The following is a 24,146-nucleotide window of genomic DNA, read 5'->3' as shown; positions in this document are numbered from 1 at the left end:
AACATGTTTCGTCACTCCATCTGCAAGGTTTTTGAGCGTTTTGCCACGTTTTCCTTGCAGATATATTCGACGGAAATGCCCGGTAACCCTTGTGAAATATGGATTTATTCGCATTCAGCAAGCCCTAACTAGTGAATTGGATACGATCATTATAACTGATTCCTGTATAGCTCACCGCGCAAAAATCTAGGGAAGGCCCGCAAAAAGTGCGGCAGCAGGCATTGAGGGCCTCTATATGCCCGAACATCAAGAAAATCGCCCCCAACCTAGCCCATAGAGCTGGATAAGAGGCGATCTTCTGTCCACAATCTGACCGGATTCTCATTGGATCCGGTATCTTCCCGAGGCGGGTCTTGCGTGACGTTCCAGAGGCAACCGCACCTCGATGGCTGTCCCTACCCCTTCCATGCTCTCGGCGCGAATCACGCCATTATGCGCTTCAACAATCCATTTGGCGATCGAAAGTCCAAGTCCGGACCCGCCGTCCGAGCGGCCCCGAACCTTGTCAGCCCGGTAAAAACGGTCGAATATATAAGGCAGGTCCTCGCTGCTAATCCCTATTCCCGTATCTTCGATCCGTAGAACCGCCAGGCTGCCGTCTGTCCCCGCCTGTAGGGAAATCGAGCCTTCCCGGGTATATTTCCATGCATTGTCCAGCAAGATGACCAGCAGCTGATGCAAATAATCCGGGTCCCCGATAAGTATCGCGGAATCATGCACTTGGGCTTCCAGCCGGATCTGCCGCATCTCGCACAGTTCCTCAAATCCCTTCGCCGCTTTGACGACAAGCTCGCGCAGCTCGATACTGGACTCATTCAGCTTTAGCTCATGGGTCTGGGAACGGGCCAGCATGAGCAGATCACCGACCAGCTTGCTCATCCGGCGCGTCTCGTCGATCATGACGGCAATTTTCTCGCTTTCCTGCTCGATGGTCCGATCCGGGTGACGGAACAAGCGTTCGAGATGAATTTGCAAGACGGATAACGGGGTGCGCAGCTCGTGTGAAGCGTCGGACACGAACTGCTGCTGCTGCTCCCACGCTTTCCGAATCGGCACCAGCGCTCGGTTGGCCAGGAACAGGCCGGCGAGCACAGCGATCAGCAGACTAGCCAGGCTCCCGGCTGCGATAACCACGAGCAGATCATTCAGTACGTTCCGCTCCGGCTCCAGATTATAGGCAATCTGCAAGCGACCGCCGGGTAAATCTCTGGTTAGCAGCCGGTAATACGTGCTGTCTGCATTCACGTCCACGATCTTTCCTTCCACTCCCGCATCCCTCAACAGCGGCGGCAGCTTCTCGTCCATATTTTCCCGCGGCACCTGCAGCAGCAGCTTTCCTTCCGTATCCCAATGGAGGAAAATCATCAAGCGAACGGGACGAAAAAGAAAATCCCGCCGGGGCTGCCGGGTTACCGCCCCTTCGAAAGCTCTCATTTCATTTTCGAGCACCCGGTCCGTTTGGGAGTACAGCCGCTTCTCCGTCGTGAAATACAGCGTCGCTCCAAGCGCATTGAGCAGCACGAAAAAAACGAATGAAAACAATAACGCCAACCGGTACCTCGTCCGATTAAACATGAACGCTTTCCGCCTTCAGCATATATCCGACGCTGCGAATCGTGCGAATATAGTGATCGCAGCCGCAGCTGTGCAGTTTTTTGCGCAAATAATGCACATATAGATCGACAGCCGTTTCATTCGCTTCCGAATCCATGCCCCATACCCGCGCAAACACTTGATCTCGCTTCACGATTTGTTCCTTATGCCGGATAAGGAAAGCCAGCAGCTCGTATTCCTTGGTCGTAAGCTTGATCCGGCTGCCCCGATAGATCGCCTCGCAGTCCTGCTCGGCCAAGGTCAAGCCCCCGTAGCCGAGTACGGCCTCCGTCTCGGTTCCCTTCCTTCTATGCAGCGCCCTTAGCCTCGCGAGCAGCTCATCGATCGCAAAGGGCTTGACGAGGTAATCGTCCGCGCCCGCATCAAGACCCCGCACCCTGGATTCCACCGAATCCTTGGCCGTCAGAAACAGGCACGGCGTATGGATGCCTCTTTTCCGCAGGGACTGGATAAGCGAGATCCCGTCCATGGCAGGAAGCATAATGTCCAGCACCAGTAAATCATAGCAGTCCTGACTGGCCAGCAGAAAGCCCTCGTGGCCGTTATCCGCGCGGTCCACCCTATAATGTTCGTCCTCCAAAACGGAGGCGATCGCATCCAGCAAACGTTCATCGTCCTCCACAACAAGCACACGCAAGCTACAAGCACTCCTGTCTGTACAAAATCCGTCGTCCTACAGACAAGTTAATCACCTTTTATTCCACGACGCAAGAGTGTTCCGTGAGAAGTTCTGGAAGAGCGAATCACGCTCGTTTTCCCCCGTTCCATATGTTACAATTAACAATCGAATACGTAAGCTGCCAGGAGGATAGCCCCAACATGTTGATTATCGGTATCGCAGGAGGCACCGGGTCCGGCAAGACGACAGTGGCCAAATCGGTCATCGACCGTCTGGGCAAGAACAAGGTGACTTTCATCTCCCAGGACAATTATTACAAAGACCATCCCGAGCTTTCCTTCAGCGAGCGGGAAGCTATCAATTACGATCATCCGCTCGCTTTCGACAATGAGCTGTTGTTCGCCCACCTACAGCAGTTGAAGCAGCGGCAGGTCATTCAGGCCCCTGTCTACGACTTCTCCAGCCATGCCCGTTCCAAGACGGAGACACTGGAGCTGAAGCCGAATAAGATCGTCATGATCGAAGGGCTGCATGTCTTGTCGGACGAGCAGCTGCGGAGCATTCTGGATATCAAGGTTTTCGTCGATACGGACCCGGATGTCCGCATCCTGCGACGTGTGCTCCGGGATATCCACGAGCGGGGCCGGTCGATCCAATCTATCCACGACCAATACCTCGGTACCGTCAAGCCGATGCATGAAGCTTTTATCGAGCCATCCAAAAAATATGCCGACATCATTATACCCGAGGGCGGGCAGAACGAAGTCGGCATCCAATTACTTTCGATCTTAACCGAAAAGTACTTAACGACATGAATCATTCATGTCGTTTATTTTTTTCAGCCGTCTTGGGGAGGGGGATCAAGCTTCAGAGGGCGCATGTCCAGACGAATGGCCGAGGCTCATGCTGCTTTTCCGCCAGCCCCCCCATATATAATAAGCGACGGACAATACGAGCCCGCATAAAAATCCGATGGGAAAGCTCCACCACACGGCTTCCAGCCCGTAAGCTTGGCCCAGATAATAAGCAAGCGGGATGCGGAAGCACCAAAGCGCAAGGAAGGTAGTCAGCAGCGGAACCATAACCGATCCGGTCGAACGGATCACTCCCGATACGACGAAGGTGATCCCGAATACGATATAAGCCCAAAGCGTAATATGATTGATTTTCATTCCGATCGCGATGGCCGCCTCATCCTGAAGGAAGATGTGAAGAATTCTCTCGTTCCAGGCATAAATAAGGATGACGAGAATCCCTGTCATGACCAAATTAAAGATCGTCCCGATCCAAGTCGTCCGATGGACGCGGTCCCACTTGCCGGCGCCGACATTTTGAGCGGCCACGGCGGATACCGCTCCTCCTATCGCCATCGCGGGCATCTGCACATAGCTGGATATTTGCATCGCGGCGCCGAAAGCCGCCGTAGCGGCTGAGCCGAAACCATTCACAAGTGCGACGATCGCGATGGCGCTAGTCGATACGATAAGCATCTGCAACCCCATCGGTATGCCCTTGCGAACCAGCAGCTTGATGATCTGGGGATCGAACCGGACGTAGCGGCTGTCAGCTCGGGTCAGTCGGAGCGGATGCTTTTTCTTATATAAATAAACGATGAAAGCGGCCAGACTGAAGCCCTGCGCGATGACCGCAGCGAGCGCCGACCCCGCTGTCTCCATACGCGGAATGGGGCCGAAACCGAAAATCAGCAGCGGGTTCAACGCAATATCGAGGACGGCCGACATCAACAGAAAGTAGAACGGCGTCTTCGCATCGCCCGCTCCGCGGAGAATAGTCATGATATAGTTAAAGAAAAACATGAAGGGAATGCCGAGAAACGTAATGCGGATATAATCGAGCGCGTAGCCCATGGAGTCGGGCGGGGTTTGGAGCCATCCCAAGATTTGCGTAGACAGCGACAGTCCCGCCGCTGCGATCACCACGGAGAGCAGAACGTAGAATAACGCGCTTGCCCCGACCACTCGCTTGGCTCCTTCTTCGTCCTTCGCTCCGATGCGCTGGCCGACCATGATAGTAGAAGCCATCCCAATCCCGAATACAAGGCTGAGCAGAAAAAACATGATGTTGTTGGCGTTGGAGGTGGCTGCGAATGCGCTTTCGCCCAAATACTTGCCTACCCAGATCGCATTGATCGTGCCGTTAAGCGATTGCATGACATTGCCGAATAAGATGGGCATCGCGAACACGAACAGTTTTTTCGCCAAAGGCCCTTCGGTCAGATTGATTCCATTTTGCAGCGGTGCAGCCATGCAGCTTCCCTCCACCCATACAAAAAGGCAGCGGAAGCTGCCTTTTTGAGTTGTTACACGTATTTACCTATAATTATACCTAGCGAAACTTCCAAAGTAAACTTGTCGCTAAACAAAGCTTCATTCCGTTCCCGCGGCTCCAGACTGGTCGGCGGCCTGAACCGGAAGCGGGGAGACCGGGGCAGCTGCTGCAGCCGGCTTGGATGCCGTTTTAGCAGTGAAGTTTTTAATAAGCTGCTCCACATCCAGTCCGCTTACGCTTTTCAGCATCTCGGGGGCCGTCGCCATCAGCTCGGTTACGTAGTTGCTAACACGCGTAGCTCCCTGGCCATTGCCGGTATCGACAACTGTCAGCTTGTCGATCGACTTGATCGGATCGGCGATCTTACCGGCCAGCTCCGGAAGCATCTTGACGATGATGTCCAGAATCGCCGCTTCGCCGAACTTCTCGAACGCTTCGGCCAGTTTTTCTTTGGCCTCTGCCTCAGCCAGACCCTTCAGCCGGATAACCTCGGCATCCGCCGTACCTTTAGCCCGCTCGGCGTCCGCGATCGCCAGACCTTCCAGACGTTTCTGCTCGGCCATCGCCTTGGCTTCGGCTTCGATCCGGAACTGCATCGCTTCCGCTTGCGTAATCTGTCTCGCTTTGTCCGCTTCCGCCGCCTGAACGACCGAGTAGCGGTCAGCATCCGCTTTCTTCTTCACTTCAGCGTCATACTGCTTCTCGCGGCGGAGGATTTCCTTCGCTTCCAGATCGATCTCGCGCTCCTTGCGGACGATCTCCACCCGCATCTGCTCCTCGACAACGCTCTGCTTCGCGCGGGCTTCTTGAATATGATAGGCCTGATCCGCTTCCGCGCGGGCCATATCCTGATCCCGCTTAAAGGAAGCAACCTTCAGCTCCTTCTCTTTGCTCGCTTCCGCAATATTCGTATCGCGCACAAGCTCGGCCTTCTGACCCTCTTCCTCGGCCTGGGCCTTCTTGATCCGCGAGTCCCGCACCGCTTCCGCCTCGGCAATCTCCGCATCGCGCTTGACCGCTGCGATCCGTGGCTTCCCTAACGCGTCGAGATACCCGTGCTTATCGCGTAGATCCTTGATCGTGAAGGAAACGATCTGCAGCCCCATCTTCTTCAGATCCTTAGCTGCGACGCCCTGCACCTCCTGAGCGAATTTATCCCGGTTCCGATACACTTCCTCTACCGTCATCGAGCCGAGAATGGCCCGCAGATGCCCTTCGAGCACCTCCTGCGCTTCGCCCTTCAGAGCCTCGGTAGGCTTGCCCATGAACTGCTCGGCGGCCGTTGCCACATCCTCCACCGCTCCGCCGATCTTAATAATGGCTACGCCGTCCGCCATAACAGGCACGCCCTGCTCCGTATAAACCTCAGGGGTGGATACGTCCAGTTTATGAGAGAGCAAGGAAAGAAACTCCGCCTGCTGAAAGACCGGGAGGATAAAGGAGCCTCCGCCACGGACGATTTTAATGCGCCGTCCCGTTTCATCCTCCAAGACATTGCGGTTGCCCAGGAATGAACCGGTAACAATCATCGCTTCATCCGGACTGACTGTCTTGTACCGGGCCCAGAACGCCAGACCAAGCACTACGATAACCCCTACGATAATCCCTGGAATCACCAATACGTCGCTGCCTATCATTCATCACCACTCCTAACCGTAGATTGAGTTTCCAGCGGCGAGACCCGTACCGCCCCGTCTCGGACTTCAACGGTCACTACTCGCGTTCCTGTCGGAATGCTTTCCCCATCGAAGCTTTCGGCGATCTGATTCGTCAGACTGCCTCCGATCCGATACAATACCTCGCCGCAGCCGGCCGCCGGCACCGGAATCGAAACCTCGCCGATGCGTCCAACCAGATCCTTCATGGAGAATGCCACCGAATTATCCGTATTCTCCATCGGTTTCACATAGAGCAGGTAAATCAGGACGGAGCTGCCCGCGGCCGCAAGGAACGCCAATCCGATGATGACCAGTGTGCCGAAGGCGCTGTATCGCGTAAGTAGCCACCCCGCGCCTCCCATAATCGTGATCCCGCTGAAGAGCACCATCGGCTGAAAGAAATGAAGCAGGTCCCCGCTCAGCCAATCGAACATCCCGTCAAGCGCGTTGCTAAGCAGATCGCCGAACAGCACGGTTACCAGAGCGAACAGCACACCGGTTATCAGCATGCCTGCGTAAATCTCCAGCATCTCCATCCCTCCCGCTTCTTTATTGAAGTATTCAATAGTTTATACGTTAAAATCTCCATATAGTTGCACATTTCCTCCCATTTGACAAAATTCGGCCGATTTTCCGCTAAAAAAAAGACCGCAGACGCTCTTGCTCGTCTTAACGGTCGATAGGATGCCGATTCAAAGAAATCATCTGGTACACATAACGTTTGTCGCCCGCCAGCTTGGACTCCTCACTCCTCATCTGGGAAGAGCCGTCTCCATCCAGAAATACACCGTCCACCAGCCTTCCCCGCGCGACGGTCTCCATGATCGCGCGGCGGAATTGGCCCGCGGTATGAGGCTTATCGGAAACGACCAGCCATAGTTGTCCGTCAAGGTCATAGACCGCCGCAGAGCGCAATCTCCTCTCGTCGATCAAAGGCATGTCCTCCGCCATAGCCTGCGAGTGCCAGCTCTCTCCAAGCTGCAGCGACATACTGACCCCGCCTTGAGCCCAATACTGCCTGCGGTCGGTTACCTGGAGCTGGTTAGCCGCTTCTACGATCTGAACGGAGAACCGACGGCTCAGCTTGTCCCATACGAGCGTCCCCTTCGGCTTATCGATATTACTCCAGCCTGAGCCATATGCATGGGGCTCTCCCTTCAAGGGCAGATCGTCCATGACCGCGATGCTGAGCAGATCTCCATTCCAGAAAAATCCTCCGTTAATCCCATACTCCTCCGTATCCGTTACATTGCTGCGGATAGCGAGCAGCTTGACATCGTCCGGGTGAGCCCGCATGGTGTGCAGGAGCGTTCCGTCCGAAGCCCGGTAAGCCTCGTATTGGTAGGGAGTCTGAACAGACGGTCTGGTCTTTGCCGTTGTGGCATGACCTAGGACTCCCCATTGCACTCCCAGCCATGTGCCTAGAACGAAGCCTGACAGCAGCAGCCAGCCCAGGCCTGGACTCACACCCGCCCAAGAACGTTTTCGATGAATGGAATGCCTGCTGCGCTGTCTCCTCATCCCTCTTGTCCTCCTCCGAATCCTCTGCCGACAGTACTGCCCTGTCTAGCATCTATTCTATGAACCTCGCTTGCTCATTATGCTTGGAAGTTAAGTGGGACCCCGGATAGACTCAGGCACCCAAGGGACCTCCTTATCCTTCGATTGCCGCTTCGTCTCCAAGGCGAATGAAAAAGAAAAAATGCCTCCATACTACAGTGGTAGAGGATAACGCATCCGTGCAGCAGAAGGAGCACATTCTATGAATCTTACATCCGGTCAACTCTATTGGCCTGCTATTCAATCGGATCAGGGTATGCCTTATCCCAAGCTCGAGGAAGACATAGCTTGCGATGTTCTCGTAGTCGGAGGCGGTATCGCGGGCACATCATGCGCCTATGCCCTTCACAAAGCGGGCGTCGACACCGTATTGGTCGACAAACGGAGGATCGGTTGCGGCAGCACCTCAGCCAATACAGGCTTACTGCAGTACAGCAACGATATTATGCTGACCTCCTGTATCGAAAACTTCGGCGAGCAGGCGGGCGTTAGATTTTATCGACTGGGTCTTGAGGCGCTGGATCACTTGGAGAGGGAATCCTCGGAGCTCGATGTATTTCCTGATTTTTACCGCCGGGACAGTCTTTGCTTCGCCTCGAAAACTCAGGATGTGCCCCTGCTTAAGAAGGAATTCGATGCACTTGCTGCTCATGGCTTTCCCGCCCGATATTTGGACTCCTGCGATCTGAACGATCTGTTTGCCTTCGAGAAGCCGGCCGCGATCCTGACGCAAGGCGATGCCGAGGTCAATCCCTTCGGATATGCCCGTTCCCTCGCCCTTACGGGCCATCGGCGGGGCATGCGTATTTTCGAGCGGACCGAGGTAAGGCGGCTAGCATCCGATCGAAGCAGCGTCACATTTGTGACCGCAGAGGGGAAGAAAATCAAAGCGAGGAAAGCCGTCTTGACCATGGGATATGAGACGCAGGAGATCCAATGTAATTCGAGTGCATCGCTCAGCAGTACATATGCGATTGCGACCGAACCCGTCGTAGCGGGAACTATCAGCGGCTGGCCTGACCGCTGCCTGATCTGGGAAACCGCAAGGCCTTACCTGTATATGCGAAGGACAGCCGATGAACGTGTTATCGTTGGCGGTTTGGATATCGACCTAGCGGAGCCGGAAGAACGAGACCGAAGGCTGGAGGGCAAGAGCAAGCGGCTGCTGGCCGATACGATCAAGCTGTTTCCTTCTCTTGAAGGTATTCGGATTGACTACGCCTGGTCAGGCACTTTCTGCAGCACCGACGACGGGCTGCCCTTGATCGGCGAGCAGGATGGATTTCCGAACTGCTATTTCGCGCTCATCTATGGCGGAAACGGGATGATCTACAGTGCGATGGCCTCCAAAATCATAGTCGGGCTTATCACGTCTGGAAGGCATGCCGATGCCGCCTTGTTTGGCTTTGATCGTCCGACTCTGCGGAAGCGGGCCTTCCTTCACAGTTGAACCCGCCTTGGCGCGCATCTCATACTGGAATCTCTCCATCTGTTCGGTTACTATAGAAAGGATAGCTGATATCATTTCATTCAATAAGAAGCCGCATCAGTGAGGTGAGCGTAGGTTTGGAAGAAGTTGTTATCGTCGGAGCCGGTCCTTGCGGATTGTCCGCCGCAGTGGAGCTGCAGCGAATCGGGCTTGAACCGCTCCTGATCGAAAAGGAAAATGTCGTTCATTCTATTTATTTGTACCCTACTTATATGCAGTTTTTCAGCACGCCAGAGCTGCTTGAGATCGGAGACTACCCTTTTTCCACCCCTAATGAAAAGCCGTTCCGCCTGGAGGCTTTGCAGTACTATCGAACGATTGCAGCTCGCCGCGAGCTGCGTGTGCGCGCATATCACCGCGTCACGGAGATCAAGCGCGGAACGGACGGGGCTAGCTACGAGCTCAACGTCGTCGATCGAAGCGGGAGCGTAACAACTGTAGCGGCGCGTTCTGTTATCGTCGCCACGGGTTATTTTGACCACCCCAACCTGCTCGGCATCCCGGGAGAAGAGCTTTCCAAGGTAAGCCACTACTTCCGCGAGGCACATCCTTATACGGGAACAAGGGTGACCGTCATCGGAGGCAGCAATTCCGCCGTAGACGCAGCGCTGGAGCTGCAGCGGGCAGGAGCGGAAGTGACGGTTGTATATCGAGGAGAGACCTATTCGCCGGTCATTAAACCGTGGGTCCGGCCTATTTTTGAAAGCATGGCCAATAAGGGCCGCATTCAGATGAGGTTCCGCTCTCAAGTCGTGGAGATCGGGCCTTCGACCGTAACCATCTCCTCGGAAGGGAAGCAGGAAGTGATCGGCAATGATTTTGTGCTGGCGCTAACCGGATTCCGCCCGGATCGCAGCTTGTTAAGATCGCTTGGCGCAGCCTTCCAGGAAAATGATGAAGTGCCGATTTATAACCCGGAGACGATGGAAACCACCGTTCCCGGCATCTATATCGCGGGCGTTGCTGCATCGGGCCGCAATGCCAATGAAGTGTTCATCGAGACGGGCCGTCTCCACGGGCGCTGGATCGCCCAGCACCTGGCCTCGAAGAAGGGTCTGCTTGTAAAATAATCGACACAAGGCCGGATATCCGTCTTCAGACAGACGGCATTTCCGGCCTTAATGTTTAGAAAATCATATCTTTCTCACGCTGAGTGAGTCTTCTCCCGGCGATATCGACTACCAGCTTGCCGCCTGCAAGCCCCCAGATCCGTGAACCATATTTCTCCGCCAGCTCAACCTGGTGGAGGCTGCAGAACACAAGCAGCTTTTCTTTCTTGCAGATGGCCTGGAAATCCTGCAGGATCACGCTGGCGGCTTCCGGGTCAAGTCCGGATACAGGCTCATCCGCATAGATGACCCTTGCTCCCTTAATAAGTGCCCGGCATAACGCGACGCGCTGCTTCTCCCCCCCGCTCAGCTTCTCTATCGGCTCATGGGCCTTATCCAGCAGCCCCACCCTATCGAGATAATCCATAGCTTCCATGTGATCGTCGGGTGAGACAGTGTTGGTAAGGAAGCGCCACCAAGATTTTTTGAACAGCAGAGCGCCAAGAACATTTTTCAAGGCGGATTTCTTCGGGTTGAACTGCGGCTTCTCCTCGAGATACGCCCATTGCTTGCCAAGCCTCAGCTTGTCCCAAATTCCGATGCCCGTAATGTCGCGGCCATCGTAAATAAACTGCCCGTCATCCCACTTTTCCTTGAGCATTAAACAGCGGAACAGCGTGGTTTTACCACTGCCGCTGGCACCGATCAACGCCACCAGCTCCCCCTCGTCGGCCTGAAAGCTGAGACGCTGCAGCACCTGGTGGTCAGGCGGATATGTCTTCGATAGATTGCGTACGATGATCATTGCGGACGATTGCTCCTTTATACGGCGCGGCGTATACCCGCTCTCCCGGTTAACCGATCGCGGGAACAGCCTTTTCCCTAACTATAGCATGTTTTTCCTGCGGAATACCACCCTATGTAAGGACACTCCCTCTTAGCCCGCTTCTTCCCCATGCTCCTAGCTCCTGTATACGCTTCTGAACCGAACAATTTCCCATACCAAGAACCGAATACAAAGCGAACTGCACCTCCAGCGGTTAGATCAAGTCTAACAATGGGGTGCAGTCAAATGTCGGGCGGCACTTAAATTTGCCAAGTACTATGGCAACTCATCCTCACTGGGGATTGTTCTCTTTCGTCACGCCGTTCAAGCTGGGAGGCCGCTTGGCCGCTTTCTCCGCATGTAAGGCGGATTCTTCTTGCACATATTTGTTTTCCTTATAATTCGGGCTCTTTCCTGGTCTCTCATCCATTCTGCTCATGTGGTGTCTCACCTCCGCTTCAGCTGTAATATGCCGCACGCACCAAACAGCTATTCGAAACTTGTTTCATTATGTCAGAAAAATATTATTGGGCATTCGACAACGATTTACAAACTTTACAAGTAATCCATATTATAATGATGCGAGATACGGACAACTTATTTGGTGGGAGTTGGGTAAGGTAAGATGGAAGAAGTGGAATTGAAACGTCGCTTGGAGATAATGCAAATCCAGTTGTACATGCTGGTAGAACAACGCGGCAGCTTTGTCGATCCCCAAGTGGTTGAACTCAGTCAGCAAATCGATCGCCTTGTCCTGACCATCCAAAGAATCAAGATGAAGCAGCGCGTCGAGTAGAACAGAGGCCGCCCGAGCAGATGCGCCTCTTTTTTGCATCCGGGCTTGATAAAGTTGACATGATGTGTTATATTAAAATCAAGTAAAATCAAGGGTTTGTACCTGACACGATGCCTTATCCTCCCACATAGCCGCACTTTCTGATGCACCACTCACCACTAAGCAAAGAGGAGCGATGCACCATGACTTATGAAGCGCAGCAATCCCCGCAGGAGAAGAAGATTTCCGTTGAGCTTACCTGGAATGAAGCACTAGCCTTGACAGGCGTCCGTTTTCCGCAAAATCACCAATTAGAAGCCGACGCTATGCACAAGATCAAGAAGCAGCTCGAAGAGCAATTAATTGACCGCCGTAAAAATATTCAATAGATGGATTATACCCACCCGCCGGACTCCCTGTCCTGCGGGTTTTCATTTTGTCCTCATCCCCCTTTCGTTGCTCTTCCCATCATCAACGTCTATAATAATATTGCTCACTTGAAGGAGACGAACGTTCAGGAGGCCAAGCCCCTATGCATACAACCATTACTTCTTGCATCGACAAATACGCAGATGAATTTACCGAGCTCTCTGCCTTCATCGCCCAGCACCCCGAATTGGGTCACGAGGAATGGGAAGCATCGGGAAGATTGAAGGAAGCGCTGACTCGGCATGGGTTTCATGTGACCTCTCCCGTGGTAGGATTGCCTACGGCCTTCCTAGCTGTCTATAAGGCCGCCAAGCCTGGCCCAACCGTAGCGTTCCTCTGTGAATACGATGCCTTGCCCGAGCTCGGCCATGCCTGCGGGCATCATCTGATCGCCGCTATGGGACTCGCTGCAGCCGTAGGCTACCAAAGTGTCGTCGAAGAGATAGGCGGCACGATCCGCGTCTACGGAACCCCTGCGGAGGAGACCAAGGGAGCCAAGGTCACGATGGCAGCCGAAGGTTTGTTTGACGATGTCGACATCGCCCTGATGGCTCACCCCTATTATGCCTATGAGCGTTCCGGACAATCGTTGGCTATGGATGCCTTGCAGATTGAGTTTACCGGTAAGGCGGCTCATGCCGCTGCAAGTCCCTATGAGGGCATCAACGCCCTGGACGCCCTCCTGCTGATGTTTCAGTCGATTGGGCTGCTCCGGCAGCAGCTCCGTTCCGACGCGCGCATCCACGGAATCATCAAGGAAGGCGGCCAGGCGCCCAATATTATTCCTGACTATACGGTCGCTCAATTTTACGTGCGATCGGCCGACCGGCCATATACCGACGAGCTCGCCCGCAAAGTCATCCGCTGCGCAGAAGGGGCCGCCCTGCAGACTGGCTGCGAGATGGGCTGGTCCAACTACGAATATTCCTACGATGAGCTGATCACGAATGAAGCGCTCTCGGACACCTTCACTCGTCAGCTTTATCGGCTGGGCGTACGGGAAGAAGAAATCCAGGTCGGCAAAGATCATGGCTCCCTCGATCTCGGCAACGTATCTCGGCATTGCCCTGCCATCCACCCCTATGTCAAGGTCATCGACGAGAAGCATTTGCTGCATACGGCCGAATTCCGCGACAAGGCCCAGCAGCCCCGGGCGTATACCGGTATGCTGCTCGGAGCAAAGGCATTGGCTATGACGGCCTGTGAGGTTGCAACCTCTCCCGAGCTGCTCGCGCTAATAAAAGAACAGTTTCAAAAGAGCGTCGGCGGGGAATCCTAATGAGGCGAAAGGAGCGGATGATGTATGTCTAACACCGATCAAAAAGTAATGACGTTCTTGATGTTCACAGGCCAGGCCGAAGAAGCCATGAAGATGTACATCTCATTGTTCGACCAGTCCGAAATCATCAGTATTTCCCGCTACGGTCCGAATGAAGCAGGCGCGGAAGGGACTGTTGTCCAAGCCGTCTTCTCCCTGAAGGGTCAACGATTCATGTGCATCGACAGCAGCGTCACTCATCAATTTACGTTTACGCCGTCCATGTCCTTGTATGTGACCTGCGACTCGGATGAAGAAATCACCCGGATTTATGAGCAATTATCTCAAGGGGGTACGGTCCTCATGCCTTTGGGTTCGTATCCGTTCAGTCCCAAGTATGTCTGGCTAGCCGATAAATTCGGGGTTTCCTGGCAATTGAGCTATTACGGCGGCTAGAATTCCACGGTGTCATATGCAAGCTTATCCAATCAGCCTATGTGAAGCACGGCTTTGACGGAAAAATTCCGTTCTATCAGATTACGGCCAAATCCCTCCGCTGCTCACCAGATTCATCATATCGATCGTTGCGGTATTCGAAGAAGAAAATCCTACTGCGACGCAAACCACTTGTGGCGCTGGCTGCGGCAGCAACGCCGCTAGTGTATCGCCGCCTACTGAATCGATGATCAGACCGTACGGCCGGATTTGGCGGGCTGATGAAATTGCGGAATATCCAATGATCACTTCGTCGGATCCGGCCTCCGTGAGCTGTTCGGGGATTTCGGCAAGCATCGATACGGGGGCGGCAACTTGCTCGCACCAGGCCCCCATAGGGAGCAAACCAACAACCCTTGCTCCTTTTTGCGGGCCTGCGCCGCTCTTGGCCGGCTCGCGCCTATCTTTTAATCTTCTTTAAATATATTATCTCCGGCTTCCCATGAATCCTTTGAGTAATCCGCAAAAATGCAGTATTCCCTCGACAAGGAAATACTGCATTTCATTGCTACGATTTCTTACATTGGCGGTTTCCTCTTGGAACTAAAAGCACCAAATGCGATGGCAAAAATAATCCCTATTCCGATGCCGGCTCCGATATTATCGATGGCAGCCCCTATACCAACGCCTAAGGATATGCCAATCGGAATTGCCAAAGGCGTAGACCACTTTTTATTCCCCATACTTAAGCCCTCTCTTTCTGAATTGTTTGCTTCTCAGGACTTCGCGTTCAACATAAGCTCTCAATGAGTCGAGCGATTTGCGAACAGGCGCTTCTTTATATATTTCCCCCTCTTTTTCAAAAGGAAAACTAATGAAATATGATTAATCGCATGGCACCAACGTTCCAATAATTGTAACCTTAGATGTTTCTTTAATATTAATACGGAACATTATAAAGCGCAATTAACTTAATTAATAGATAGAATTAAAAAAACACTTAACTATCCGCGAAATAATTTACTTTAACCCAAAACAAAATGTTTCACGAAAGGATGAACCTTTTGAAAAAAACGTTAATTGGTATTACTTCGGGAGTTCTCTTCTCTGTCGCCACTGGAGCTATTGCTGCAAGCCCGGCAGTTCAAGCAGTATTGTTTCCAAGTACCATCAACATTCACAAAGGAAATTCAACAGTCACTCTTGGCAGCAATTATGAAGTATTGAATTACAACAATAGCGTCTATATCCCATTACGAGCTTTTTCAGAAAATATGGGATCGACAGTAAAGTACACGGATCCAACCCAAGGAACTTTACCACAAATAGACGTGTACATACCTTCACAACCCTGGAAACTTACTTATTTGGGAGCAGGCAATCAATCTGGTTCTCCCCTCTTTGTAAGGTTATTTAAAGCACAGTTACCACAATCGGATTCCGCAGTTGGTTTTTACGCTAACATTTACAATACCGGACAAGAGGAAGTGGGACTTAAGCCATTTAAAATTCAAATTGAAATTACTAATAATGAAAATAATCTTGTATGGAATACAGAAGTCCATTCGCCAGTACCAGATTCAGTAACCCCGGTTGACCTAATACCAGGAGCTAATACGCGTCTGTATTGGGGGCTAGAATCGCCTCTATTGATATGGGATAAGAAAGACATGAATGGGGTGCCTGTCCCAGCAGGGCAATATAAAGTTCAAATAAAACCGCTTATTATTGAATATAATGATAATAAAACTCAAAAAATCGAACCGGACATGCATACCTTGTATATGATAGATCTATCATAATTCAGTAGTCTAATAACAACTATACTAGATTAATGCAGAAAAATGCTGCCCCCTCGAAATACGACTAAGGAAAAACAAACCGAAACATCTCCTTTTAACATGGAAGCAACATCCTATCCTCTACGAAAATAGCGGCCGTAAATGCAAAAAAATAAAGGAGTTAAGCAGATGCATTCCGCTTAACTCCTTATATTGCTTTTAAACAGTTCCATAGCTTGCAGCATGCTTAGCTTGCCGATTACCGGACTTTACGCAGAAACTCCTGCGTTCTTGGATGCTGGGGATTGGCAAAGACACGAGCGGGGTCCCCCTGCTCCACAATCTGTCCGCCATCCATAAAAATAAGCCGGGTCCCAACATCGCGAGCGAAGCCCATCTCATGGGTTACTACGACCATCGTCATCCCATCCGCTGCGAGCTCCTTCATCACATCGAGCACCTCGCCGACCATCTCAGGGTCCAGCGCCGACGTAGGCTCGTCAAAGAGCATGACCGCTGGAGACATCGCCAGCGCTCGGGCAATCGCGATACGCTGCTTCTGCCCGCCTGACAAGCTGGAGGGGTAAGCGCCAGCCTTCTCAGACAAACCGATCCGCTGAAGCAGGCGCTCCGCCGTTTCCACGGCTTCGCTTCTGGACTTGAGCTGCAGCTTAAGCGGCGCAAGCGTGATATTCTCCAGTACGGTCAGATGAGGGAATAAATTAAACTGCTGGAACACCATTCCCATCCTGCGCCGGAGGGCATTGAGATCATGCTTCGCATTCATGAGCGAGACGCCATCGAATACGATATCACCGCCGCTGGGCAGCTCCAGCAGATTCAGGCAGCGCAGAAACGTGCTTTTGCCGGACCCGCTCGGACCAATGACAACGACAACCTCACCCTTGGCTATCTCGATATCGATCCCGTTCAGAACCGTATGCTTCCCAAACGTTTTACGAAGCCCAGTCACCTTAATCATACGTTCTCATCCTCCTTTCGGCCAATCCGAGCAGCTTGGACAACGTAAAGGTCATGATGAAATAAATGACCGCAACGACGGCCAGAGGGCCGAAGGTCTGGAAGGTGTTACCGCGAACGGTATCAAAGCTGTACATCAGCTCACTGATCCCGATAACGGATACCAGCGACGAATCCTTTACAACGATAATAAACTCGTTGCCGAGCGCTGGCAGTACATTTTTGAACGCCTGGGGAAGCACGATAAATCTCATCGCTTGCACTTGAGACAGCCCAAGTGAGCGCGCAGCCTCCATCTGCCCTTTGTCGATAGCCTGAATACCGGCACGGAATACTTCAGCGACATAGGCGGAGCTATTGATGGACAGCGCGATAACGGCGAAGGAAAAATCGGGAAATGATACGCCCATCAGCGAAAAGTCAGGCAATTTGAACCCCAGATTCGGAAGTCCATAATAGATCATATACAACTGAACCAAAAACGGGGTTCCCCGGATAAACTCGATATAGGAGGTTGCCAGAGCCTTCAACGGCCAGACCCGCGACATCCGCATCAGACAGAACATCAGACCGAATGCGACACCGAAGATGATGGTGAAAAATGCGAGCATCAGGGTGATCTTCGTTCCATTGATAAAGAACATATAGTATTGAGGTAAAAATGAAAAATCCACCGGTACGCCTCCCTTCTCACAGCTGAATTAGGGCTTTAACGGAACAAAAACCCGCCGAAGTCCGGCTTCGGTCAGGTTTTTTCACTTAGGAACAATCCCCTTGGCTCTTCGGCCACCTACTGCGTCTCCACCTGCTCATTGGCTTCCGTTACAAACTTATCGATTAATTTGTCCGCTATCAGCCTGTCCAGCGTCTTATTCATGGCTTCAATCAGTTCAGGATTATTCTTCTTTACTGCAATAGCGGAGCCTGCATCCTCGGTAGCCAACGTTATATCGGCCAAGACTAGGTCCTTGTTCTTGCTCAGATACGAAGCAGCGACCGGTTTCTCTACGATCAATGCCTCGATTTTCTTGTTCTTCAATTCCAGCATCAGGTCAGAAATTTTACTGATTGCCTTCACCTCCGACTGAGGGAGCTGCTCCTTGACGATCATTTCCTGAATCGCGCCTTTTTGAGCGCCGACCTTCTTGCCCTTGAGATCGTCGATCGTTTTGTATTTGTTTTTGTCATCCGCACGGACAGCTACCGATTGGACCGCGGTGTAATAGACTTTGGTGAAATCCACGCTTTTCGCCCGTTCTTCTGTCGGAGTCATACCGGAAATCACGAAATCTATCGCTCCGGCCTCGAGCGCGGCAAGCAATCCGTCGAATTTCATATCTTTCATCTCTAACGTTACGCCCAGATCCTTGGCGATTTCCTTAGCGATCTCAATATCGAACCCAACGATCGTGTCCTTCTTGTCCACTTCCTTGTGGAACTCATACGGCGGATAATCCGCGCTGGTGCCAACGATGATTTTTCCGTTTTTCTTAATGGCATCAAGCTTATTTTCCTGTACGGCTACTGGCGTCTGCGCAGGGTTCTCTCCTCCGGCAGAAGGAGCCGCGGGTTTGGTTCCGCAAGCGGACAGTACGAGAACAGAGCATAAAATCAATAAGCCTAGCGTTTTCTTTTTAAACATTGGTTAATTCCCCCTTCCGATTAACCTTAACATTATATTATACAGGCCGTTTTTTGACAACCGTATGATTAGATGAGTTTATGTATAAAATAATGGATTCTTCCTAAGTATATAGACGTATAAGCGTCAACCGGTTGACCGGAGACTCCTTTTGTACCCTGAACGGAATATGGTTTAATGCGAAAGGGGATTACATTATATGGAAACTAGTAAAACTAAGGATCTCATCGCGGCCGCCTCTGTCCCGCTGATCATGACCTTGGGCAATTCGATGCTTATCCCAATTTTACCCACCCTGCAAAAGGAGCTGAAGGTCAACTCCCTTCAGATCAGCCTGCTGATTACGGTCTATTCTATCGTAGCCATCGTTCTCATTCCCTTGGCCGGCTATTTGTCCGACCGATTCGGGCGCAAAAAAATAATGATCCCAAGTCTCATCATCGCCGGAATAGGCGGGCTGCTCAGCGGGACGGCTGGCTGGTTCGCAGGCGGCTTTACGTATCCGATGATCCTGATCGGTCGGTTTATCCAGGGGATCGGCGCAGCAGGTGCAGCTCCTATCGTCATGCCCTTGATCGGAGACATGTACTCGAATGAACGGGAGGTGAGCAAGTCGCTGGGCATTATCGAAACCTCCAACACTTTCGGCAAAGTGGTCAGTCCCATACTTGGCTCCCTGTTAGCTATTTGGACCTGGTATGCCGTCTTTCTGTCAATTCCGGTCTTTTGCCTGGTATCCGTTCTGCTCGTTATTTTCCTGATACAAGTTCCGAAGTCCGACAAGGAAAAAAAGCAGGAACGACAAGGATTCCGGCAGTTTCTCTCCTCGCTGGCCGCTATAGGCAGGCAAGAAGGACGGTGGCTGGCCGCGATCTTTACGATCGGAGCTGTTGCTATGCTTGTCTTGTTCGGGATTCTCTTCTATTTATCCAATGTGCTGGAGGAGCTATTCGGTATTGATGGCGTGCTGAAGGGCGTCTTGCTCGCTATCCCTTTGTCTGCGCTTTGCTTATCCTCTTTCTTAACCGGGAAATGGATTGGTGAAAACAAAAACCTCATGAAGTGGATTTCCGTTATCGGTCTGGCCTTGCTTGCTCTGGCCTTATTGGGAATCGCCATTATCGGAACAAATCCGCTTTGGCTGTTGTTCGTCGTTATCGGGATCGGCGGTGTTGGGATCGGAGCAGCCCTGCCTTGCATGGATGCCCTGATTACCGAAGGAATCCGCAAGGAACAGCGCGGGACGGTCACCTCCTTGTACAACAGCATGCGATTTATCGGGGTCGCTCTGGGTCCGCCCTTCGTCTCGATCGGGATGAGCCGCTTTCCGCAGCTGCTCTTCTATTCCTTAAGCGGCTTGACGGTAATTGCGCTTGTTTATGGGTTATTCGCCATCAAGCCCGAGTCCGCAGGCCGGAACTCCAAGGCTGAGCTTCCTCCAGGCGGCGAGCCTGCTTGATCCCTGTTCGAAAACAAAGAAAAACGGTATTTCCACAAGGAAATTACCGTTTTTCTTGCTGCTCGGCCTGGCCGGCAATAAAATCGGATAGCTGCTTGGTCAGTCCGCCCTTACCGAATTTCAAATAAGTTCCCCGCGTGCGCTCCGTTCCCTGCAGCGATTCCAGAAATTCCACGATCAGCCTGCGGCGATTGATGATATCCCGGATACCAAACTCATACAACCATTCGTCCACGGTATTGTAAATGCCGCGGTTCAGTCCATAATGCTCAAAGCAGTAAGTGACGAACTGGATATCGGGAAGCTGCACATCGGGGTGCTGCCATTGCTCGGCTTCCAAAAGCATCGGCTCCAGCTCCTTTCACTTACGGATTCGTCCGCTGCTGCTTAGGATCAGAGACGGCTCTTCTAACTGGAGCTTCCGCCGAGGAGGATTCGAATCTTTTGCGCTCCGTGCGTTCGATTTGCACAATTCTTCCATCATGTACGACGATTTGTACACTGCCGTATTCCAGCCCATTCACACTTTGAATAATTCGTTTTGTCCAAAGATCGTCAACATCGAGCGGCTTGGCCATTTCATTATCCCTCCCGGTACCCTCTACAATTTGTTAAATCGTCCAGTCATTCCAATCAAGCTTGCGCTTATCCTGGACCAACAGCCAATCCCGTGTTTTCGAAATAAGCTGCTCCTTGGCATGACCGCCCGAGTAAGTATGATCCGCTTGAAAGATGACTTCCTTATCGCACTGGCCCTGACTGCGCAGCCAGAACAGCTTCTGATACAAGAAGCAGTAATCCACCGGTATCACTTCGTCTGACGTTCCATGTACCAGCAGCACATCGCCGCCGAACTTCCGCAGCTGCTCAAAGGGCTGGTGCCGCGTTAAGCTTTCGAAAAATACCGGCTTGAGGGAATAGCCCAAATAATCGGTAGAGCCTGATTGCACAGCCTGCTCATAGGCATTCTTCCCGGTTATGCCGACAATATCATTGAAAGGGTAGGCTACGGAAGACCACATGACCAGCGTCTTCACCCTCTTGTCTCGGGCGGCGGTGAGCAAAGCGACGGCGCCGCCGAGGCTATGGCCGAGCAGCACGACCCGCTGGGGGTCTATGCAGTCGATGCCATGCACGTAGTCGATGACACTGCGTGTCTGATCGATCAGCTCGTCGAGGCCTCCTTCTCCGTACTCGCCTGTGCTCTCGCCGCATCCGCCATAGTCGAAGCGGAGCACCATATAGCCATGTCTCGCCAGTTCCCTCGCCGTGAGGACGAACAGACGGTCTACGCCGATCCGGCTGCCGATGAAGCCGTGGGCGATGATGACGACCGGGAGGCGGTCGCCGGACGTCTGTCCGTCCTTCCCCTCCCCGAGGTCCGGATAGTGAAGTGTGGCCGCGAGCTCGACGCTGCCGCTTTGTATCGTGATGTGATGTTCCATAGCGAATCCCTCTCTTGCCGATTAAATATGAACAGGTAATGGATCAACCTTTAGATCGTTCTCCAGGATGAGCTGTTCTTTTTCATTAAATAAATAGAGCCTGTGGATCAATACAGCCACTTCGTCGCCCACATGCAGCTCGGGAAGCTCCAGCGACCGGTAGGCAAACAGCCGGTCTCCTTCCACCTCCACCTCGATCTGCCAGTGAATTCCCCGGAAGTAGACATGCTTCACGATGCCGCGCTCGGCGGCGGAAGGAAAACTAATCTCGTCCCGGGTTCCCAGCTCGATAAATTCCGGTCGGATGATCGCCTTCGCTCCCGGAAGACGATTCGGATCAAAGCCCTTCAGATTGGAAATATCCTCGATCGGATTCGACTCTCCGATAAATCCGGCCACGAAAGGCGTTCTAGGATGCTTGTAAATATCGATCGGCGTCCCCTGCTGCTCAAGCCTGCCGTCGTGGATGATCATGATCTGATCCGCGACCTCGACGGCTTCCTCCTGATCATGAGTTACGAAGATCGTCGTAATTCCTACCCGGTCGATCATATCCTTGAGCCAGGTGCGAAGCTCCTTGCGGACCTTGGCGTCGATAGCCGCGAAGGGCTCGTCGAGCAGCAGCAGCTGCGGCTCGGGTGCAATCGCCCGGGCGAAGGCGACCCGCTGACGCTGTCCGCCTGACAGCTGATGGGGAAGGCGCTTTTCCATTCCCTTCAGGCCGGTCAGCTCGATAAGCTCCTGCACACGCTCCTTAATTTGCGCCTTGCTCCGTTTTTGGACGGTAAGGCCGAAGGCGATGTTATCGAAAACGCTCATATGCCGGAACAAGGCATAGTTTTGAAAGACGAAGCCGATGCCTCTGGCTTGAGGCGGCTCTTCATTTACCCGCTTGCCGTGGAAGAGGATGTCGCCGGAGTCCGGCTCTTCCAGCCCTGCGAGCATGCGCAGAATCGTCGTTTTCCCGCCGCCGCTAGGTCCTAGCAGCCCGATCAGCTTTCCCTTCTCGATCTCGAAACTGACATCTTTGGTCGCTTGGAAGCTGCCAAAGCTTTTCGTCAAGTGTTTGGCAACGATATGCATAGGCGTTATTCCCCTTCCCGGCTTTGCTCTCGGGCATGCTTCCATTCGACGGCCGATTTGACCAGCAGGGTCACGACGGCGAGCAGGACGAGCAGCGATGCGATCGCAAACGATCCGGCAAAATTATATTCGTTGTACAAAATTTGAATATGCAGCGGCATCGTATTCGTCTCGCCGCGGATGTGACCGGAGACGACCGATACGGCTCCGAACTCGCCCATCGCTCTCGCGTTGCAGAGAATGATGCCGTAGAGCAGGCCCCACTTGATGTTCGGAATCGTCACTTTCCAGAACACCCGCCAGCCCTTTGCTCCGAGCGTGACGGCCGCTTCCTCCTCCTGGGTTCCTTGTGCCTGCATTAAGGGAACAAGCTCTCGCGCCACGAACGGGAAGGTTACAAAGATCGTTGCGAGCACGATCCCGGGGAGGGCAAACAAGATTTTTATATCATGCTCCTGTAGGAAGGGTCCGAACCAGCCCCTCGCACCGAATAGCAGGACGAAGATCAGACCGGCAATAACCGGCGATACCGCAAATGGCAAATCGATCAAGGTCAGCAGCAGGTTTTTTCCTTTAAAGCGGAACTTCGTTATCGCCCAGGCCGCCGCGATCCCGAATACGAGATTCAAGGGAACGGCGATAACCGCTACCTGGAGGGTAAGCCATATCGCGGCCGCGGCGTCCGGCTCGGTCAATGCGGCGAGGTATACCTCCCAGCCTTTGCGGAAAGCTTCGGCGAATACGCTGATCAGCGGCAGGACAAGCAGCAGTCCCAGGAACAGCAGAGCGATTCCGATCAGGATGAATTTTACTAACGGCGCTTCCGTAATATGGCGGGGACGGCTGGAAACTGCCGGCGCCGCCTTGGTCGTTGTCGTTACATATCCGGCCATCTATTCTTCTCCTCCGTCCTATGCTGTCGTGAAGCGTCGGTTAGCCCGCCACTGTATGAGATTGATGACGAACAGGGTGACGAAGGAAATCAATAGCATGACCAGCGCGATCGAGGTAGCTCCGGCGTAATTATATTGCTCCAGCTTCGTCATGATCAATAACGGCGCTATCTCGGTCTTCATCGGCATATTGCCTGCGATAAATACGACGGAGCCGTATTCCCCTACCCCTCGGGCAAAAGCCAGCGTGAAGCCGGTAAGCAGGGCCGGCAGCAGCGCCGGGAAAATAATCGAACGGAAGGTCCGCCAGCGGCCAGCACCGAGACTGACCGCGGCTTCCTCCACTTCCTTCTCCAGCTCCTCAATGACCGGCTGCAGCGTTCGAACGACGAACGGGATGCCGATGAAGGTCAGAGCCAGCGTAATCCCAAGCGGCGTGAATACGACCTTGATGCCGTATGGCTCGATCAGCTTGCCGATCCAGCCATTCTGCGAGTAAATCGTCGTCAAGGCGATACCCGCGACAGCGGTTGGCAGAGCAAAAGGCAGATCGACCAGCGCATCGACGACACGCTTCCCCGGGAACGAATACCTGACCAGCACCCAGGCGACGATAAAGCCGAAGACGGCATTGATAAGCGCGGCAGTGAAGGCCGTTCCGAAGCTGATTTTCAACGCGGCGACGACCCGGTCATCGAATACGGTAGCCCAGAAGTCGGCCCATCCCATGCCGGAGGTCTTGATAAATATGGCAGATAGCGGGAACAACACAATCAGGCTCAAGTATAATACAGTAAAACCCATCGACAGCCCAAACCCGGGTAAAATACTGCGCTCTTTCCAAGCTTTTTTCATACCGGT

General features: G+C 52.8%; 27 protein-coding genes and 1 pseudogene. 9 read left to right on the top strand and 19 right to left on the bottom strand.

What is annotated here, in order from left to right; translation table 11 throughout:
• Positions 1 to 321: 321 nt before the first annotated feature.
• Together GSF01_RS10750 and GSF01_RS10745 are read right to left on the bottom strand one after the other, a co-directional pair.
• Positions 322 to 1,575: a sensor histidine kinase gene (locus tag GSF01_RS10750; RefSeq protein ID WP_159883723.1), complete on the bottom strand. Its 1,254-nt coding sequence runs from the start codon at positions 1,573 to 1,575 to the stop codon at positions 322 to 324.
• A complete protein-coding gene (locus GSF01_RS10745; protein WP_159883721.1) occupies positions 1,568 to 2,251 on the bottom strand; it encodes a response regulator transcription factor in 684 nt (227 codons plus the stop codon). Before GSF01_RS10745 ends, GSF01_RS10750 begins: the two co-directional genes overlap by 8 nt.
• Before the next feature lie 182 nt (positions 2,252 to 2,433).
• On the opposite strand from GSF01_RS10745, the gene udk reads away from it, so the two are divergent.
• Positions 2,434 to 3,048: a uridine kinase gene (udk, locus tag GSF01_RS10740; RefSeq protein ID WP_159883719.1), complete on the top strand. Its 615-nt coding sequence runs from the start codon at positions 2,434 to 2,436 to the stop codon at positions 3,046 to 3,048.
• 45 nt (positions 3,049 to 3,093) lie between these two features.
• Here the strand turns inward: udk and GSF01_RS10735 are convergent, their stop codons facing one another.
• From GSF01_RS10735 to GSF01_RS10720, 4 genes are all read right to left on the bottom strand, one after another.
• Positions 3,094 to 4,500, bottom strand: a complete 1,407-nt coding sequence (locus GSF01_RS10735) for an MATE family efflux transporter (protein WP_159883717.1) — start codon at positions 4,498 to 4,500, stop codon at positions 3,094 to 3,096.
• A gap of 120 nt (positions 4,501 to 4,620) precedes the next feature.
• A complete protein-coding gene (locus tag GSF01_RS10730) occupies positions 4,621 to 6,159 on the bottom strand; it encodes a flotillin family protein (protein ID WP_159883715.1) in 1,539 nt (512 codons plus the stop codon).
• The gene (locus GSF01_RS10725; RefSeq protein WP_159883713.1) at positions 6,156 to 6,710 is read right to left on the bottom strand and encodes an NfeD family protein; all 555 of its coding nucleotides are present in this window, start codon (positions 6,708 to 6,710) and stop codon (positions 6,156 to 6,158) included. The genes GSF01_RS10730 and GSF01_RS10725 overlap by 4 nt, the downstream gene beginning before the upstream one ends.
• A 139-nt stretch (positions 6,711 to 6,849) precedes the next feature.
• Positions 6,850 to 7,701 carry a phosphodiester glycosidase family protein gene (locus GSF01_RS10720; protein ID WP_159883712.1) on the bottom strand — a complete coding sequence of 284 codons (852 nt, stop codon included), beginning with the start codon at positions 7,699 to 7,701 and terminating at the stop codon, positions 6,850 to 6,852.
• A 241-nt stretch (positions 7,702 to 7,942) separates the two neighbouring features.
• Between GSF01_RS10720 and GSF01_RS10715 the strand changes: the two genes are divergently transcribed.
• Positions 7,943 to 9,190: an NAD(P)/FAD-dependent oxidoreductase gene (locus GSF01_RS10715; protein WP_159883711.1), complete on the top strand. Its 1,248-nt coding sequence runs from the start codon at positions 7,943 to 7,945 to the stop codon at positions 9,188 to 9,190.
• Between the two features lie 116 nt (positions 9,191 to 9,306).
• Positions 9,307 to 10,299: a YpdA family putative bacillithiol disulfide reductase gene (locus GSF01_RS10710; protein ID WP_159883710.1), complete on the top strand. Its 993-nt coding sequence runs from the start codon at positions 9,307 to 9,309 to the stop codon at positions 10,297 to 10,299.
• A 55-nt stretch (positions 10,300 to 10,354) separates the two neighbouring features.
• Here GSF01_RS10710 and GSF01_RS10705 read toward each other — a convergent pair whose 3' ends face one another.
• Both GSF01_RS10705 and GSF01_RS29310 read right to left on the bottom strand, forming a co-directional pair.
• Complete coding sequence (locus tag GSF01_RS10705) at positions 10,355 to 11,083, bottom strand: phosphonate ABC transporter ATP-binding protein (protein WP_159883709.1); 729 nt, start codon at positions 11,081 to 11,083, stop codon at positions 10,355 to 10,357.
• Positions 11,084 to 11,396: 313 nt separating this feature from the next.
• Positions 11,397 to 11,543, bottom strand: a complete 147-nt coding sequence (locus GSF01_RS29310) for a hypothetical protein (protein WP_201305362.1) — start codon at positions 11,541 to 11,543, stop codon at positions 11,397 to 11,399.
• A gap of 186 nt (positions 11,544 to 11,729) precedes the next feature.
• On the opposite strand from GSF01_RS29310, the gene GSF01_RS10700 reads away from it, so the two are divergent.
• The 4 genes from GSF01_RS10700 (at position 11,730) to GSF01_RS10685 (ending at position 14,022) form a co-directional block, all read left to right on the top strand.
• Positions 11,730 to 11,900 carry a Spo0E family sporulation regulatory protein-aspartic acid phosphatase gene (locus GSF01_RS10700; RefSeq protein WP_159883708.1) on the top strand — a complete coding sequence of 57 codons (171 nt, stop codon included), beginning with the start codon at positions 11,730 to 11,732 and terminating at the stop codon, positions 11,898 to 11,900.
• 182 nt (positions 11,901 to 12,082) lie between these two features.
• Positions 12,083 to 12,268 (top strand): hypothetical protein, encoded by a 186-nt coding sequence (locus GSF01_RS10695; RefSeq protein WP_159883707.1) that lies wholly within the window; start codon positions 12,083 to 12,085, stop codon positions 12,266 to 12,268.
• Between the two features lie 143 nt (positions 12,269 to 12,411).
• Positions 12,412 to 13,587, top strand: coding sequence for a M20 family metallopeptidase (locus tag GSF01_RS10690; RefSeq protein WP_159883706.1), 1,176 nt, complete (start codon positions 12,412 to 12,414; stop codon positions 13,585 to 13,587).
• Positions 13,588 to 13,611: 24 nt separating this feature from the next.
• The gene (locus GSF01_RS10685; RefSeq protein WP_159883704.1) at positions 13,612 to 14,022 is read left to right on the top strand and encodes a VOC family protein; all 411 of its coding nucleotides are present in this window, start codon (positions 13,612 to 13,614) and stop codon (positions 14,020 to 14,022) included.
• 93 nt (positions 14,023 to 14,115) lie between these two features.
• Here GSF01_RS10685 and GSF01_RS10680 read toward each other — a convergent pair.
• Positions 14,116 to 14,457: pseudogene (locus tag GSF01_RS10680) on the bottom strand (zinc-binding dehydrogenase); the annotation flags it as partial.
• A gap of 122 nt (positions 14,458 to 14,579) precedes the next feature.
• The gene (locus GSF01_RS29305) at positions 14,580 to 14,744 is read right to left on the bottom strand and encodes a glycine zipper family protein (RefSeq protein WP_201305355.1); all 165 of its coding nucleotides are present in this window, start codon (positions 14,742 to 14,744) and stop codon (positions 14,580 to 14,582) included.
• Between the two features lie 321 nt (positions 14,745 to 15,065).
• Between GSF01_RS29305 and GSF01_RS10675 the strand changes: the two genes are divergently transcribed.
• Positions 15,066 to 15,803 carry a hypothetical protein gene (locus tag GSF01_RS10675; RefSeq protein ID WP_159883702.1) on the top strand — a complete coding sequence of 246 codons (738 nt, stop codon included), beginning with the start codon at positions 15,066 to 15,068 and terminating at the stop codon, positions 15,801 to 15,803.
• A 238-nt stretch (positions 15,804 to 16,041) separates the two neighbouring features.
• Here the strand turns inward: GSF01_RS10675 and GSF01_RS10670 are convergent, their stop codons facing one another.
• The 3 genes from GSF01_RS10670 to GSF01_RS10660 form a co-directional block, all read right to left on the bottom strand.
• Positions 16,042 to 16,764, bottom strand: coding sequence for an amino acid ABC transporter ATP-binding protein (locus GSF01_RS10670; protein ID WP_159883700.1), 723 nt, complete (start codon positions 16,762 to 16,764; stop codon positions 16,042 to 16,044).
• Entirely contained in the window at positions 16,757 to 17,437 is a 681-nt protein-coding gene (locus GSF01_RS10665) for an amino acid ABC transporter permease (RefSeq protein WP_159883698.1), read from the bottom strand. Before GSF01_RS10665 ends, GSF01_RS10670 begins: the two co-directional genes overlap by 8 nt.
• A gap of 116 nt (positions 17,438 to 17,553) precedes the next feature.
• Complete coding sequence (locus tag GSF01_RS10660) at positions 17,554 to 18,405, bottom strand: transporter substrate-binding domain-containing protein (protein WP_159883696.1); 852 nt, start codon at positions 18,403 to 18,405, stop codon at positions 17,554 to 17,556.
• A 199-nt stretch (positions 18,406 to 18,604) separates the two neighbouring features.
• On the opposite strand from GSF01_RS10660, the gene GSF01_RS10655 reads away from it, so the two are divergent.
• Positions 18,605 to 19,864, top strand: coding sequence for an MFS transporter (locus tag GSF01_RS10655; protein ID WP_235941398.1), 1,260 nt, complete (start codon positions 18,605 to 18,607; stop codon positions 19,862 to 19,864).
• Between the two features lie 43 nt (positions 19,865 to 19,907).
• On the opposite strand, the gene GSF01_RS10650 is transcribed toward GSF01_RS10655, so the two are convergent.
• The 6 genes from GSF01_RS10650 to cysT are packed head-to-tail and all read right to left on the bottom strand — an operon-like array spanning position 19,908 to position 24,140.
• Complete coding sequence (locus GSF01_RS10650; protein WP_159883694.1) at positions 19,908 to 20,210, bottom strand: RNA-binding protein; 303 nt, start codon at positions 20,208 to 20,210, stop codon at positions 19,908 to 19,910.
• Positions 20,211 to 20,229: 19 nt separating this feature from the next.
• On the bottom strand, positions 20,230 to 20,442 hold the full coding sequence (locus GSF01_RS10645) for a YezD family protein (protein WP_159883692.1): 213 nt from the start codon (positions 20,440 to 20,442) through the stop codon (positions 20,230 to 20,232).
• A 33-nt stretch (positions 20,443 to 20,475) separates the two neighbouring features.
• The gene (locus GSF01_RS10640) at positions 20,476 to 21,309 is read right to left on the bottom strand and encodes an alpha/beta hydrolase (protein ID WP_159883690.1); all 834 of its coding nucleotides are present in this window, start codon (positions 21,307 to 21,309) and stop codon (positions 20,476 to 20,478) included.
• Positions 21,310 to 21,330: 21 nt separating this feature from the next.
• On the bottom strand, positions 21,331 to 22,392 hold the full coding sequence (locus tag GSF01_RS10635) for a sulfate/molybdate ABC transporter ATP-binding protein (RefSeq protein ID WP_159883688.1): 1,062 nt from the start codon (positions 22,390 to 22,392) through the stop codon (positions 21,331 to 21,333).
• Positions 22,393 to 22,397: 5 nt separating this feature from the next.
• On the bottom strand, positions 22,398 to 23,285 hold the full coding sequence (gene cysW, locus GSF01_RS10630) for a sulfate ABC transporter permease subunit CysW (RefSeq protein WP_159883686.1): 888 nt from the start codon (positions 23,283 to 23,285) through the stop codon (positions 22,398 to 22,400).
• An 18-nt stretch (positions 23,286 to 23,303) separates the two neighbouring features.
• A complete protein-coding gene (gene cysT, locus GSF01_RS10625) occupies positions 23,304 to 24,140 on the bottom strand; it encodes a sulfate ABC transporter permease subunit CysT (protein ID WP_159883684.1) in 837 nt (278 codons plus the stop codon).
• Positions 24,141 to 24,146: the final 6 nt, after the last annotated feature.

Source organism: Paenibacillus puerhi, assembly GCF_009846885.1.
Classification (GTDB): Bacteria; Bacillota; Bacilli; order Paenibacillales; family NBRC-103111; genus Paenibacillus_G; species Paenibacillus_G puerhi.
The sequence above is the reverse complement of the archived record's forward strand: the minus strand, read 5'-3'. Positions and strand labels throughout refer to the sequence as shown.